Source organism: Mycobacterium sp. 1245801.1 (assembly GCF_001673055.1).
In the GTDB taxonomy this organism is placed as follows: domain Bacteria; phylum Actinomycetota; class Actinomycetes; order Mycobacteriales; family Mycobacteriaceae; genus Mycobacterium; species Mycobacterium europaeum_A.
The window spans coordinates 1-695 of the sequence record NZ_LZKY01000207.1; the positions used below are offsets into that span (position 1 = coordinate 1).

The 695-nt window shown below is 59.7% G+C and carries 1 protein-coding gene; it reads right to left on the bottom strand.

All coding sequences use genetic code 11. The annotated features are described in order from the left end of the window. Nucleotides 1-117: 117 nt before the first annotated feature. On the bottom strand, nucleotides 118-249 hold the full coding sequence (locus A5622_RS30490; protein WP_255361663.1) for a hypothetical protein: 132 nt from the start codon (nucleotides 247-249) through the stop codon (nucleotides 118-120). Nucleotides 250-695 lie beyond the last annotated feature (446 nt).

Below are 695 nucleotides of genomic sequence, written 5' to 3' on the forward strand. Positions count from 1 at the left end.
AACGCTAATCCATTTCAGCTGCATTGCACCGCCCGTAAAACCGCACCCTGTTCTTCTGGAGCAGCTATGACGCTACCTCTAGTGGTATCCGGTCATGTCAGTTCCGGACGCAGCGCCTCACTGCTGTCGCTCCTCGCGAAGCTGGTCGATCAGGGTGGTACTCGGTGCGTGATCATTTGCCACCAAAGCCGCGCACCAAGCGCGCGACACCAACTGCAGATCGGCGTCAATCGCTTCGATATCGCGCATGTCCGAATGCTAAGCCGAGGCAGCGCTTCGCTCACTTCACCCCGGCGAACGGCGCAGATTCTTTATCTCGAAGGTGACTGATCGCTGGCGTAAGACCACCGACTTTATGCGGCCGTCAGCATCGGTTTGAGGCAGATCGTCGTCGGACCGGCCTGACGTCGCTGGGATTCGCTAGTGAGATGAAGCCGTGTCTGCGCTGCGTCGAGGCTAGTACATAGTGAATAGCGGCCAACGGCGTCCGCCCGTAATTTTCTACCCATGCGAGACCTCGCGACCATCGATGGCGAATCCGCCTGGTGACGCGAGCGCGCCTAGCGGCTCGATAACTCTGCGACGGCATTCCAGTACCACATTGATCGATCAGGCGCTCGACGAGCGAACGGCGGCAAATTGCACCGCAGCGTCGGCTTGAACCGGCGTGGAGAGGTTACCAGCGGGGTAGCGTC

What these genes read in the sequence shown, in the direction of transcription:
- A5622_RS30490 (WP_255361663.1), bottom strand. Translation starts at nt 249, where the DNA reads ATGCGCGATATCGAAGCGATTGACGCCGATCTGCAGTTGGTGTCGCGC.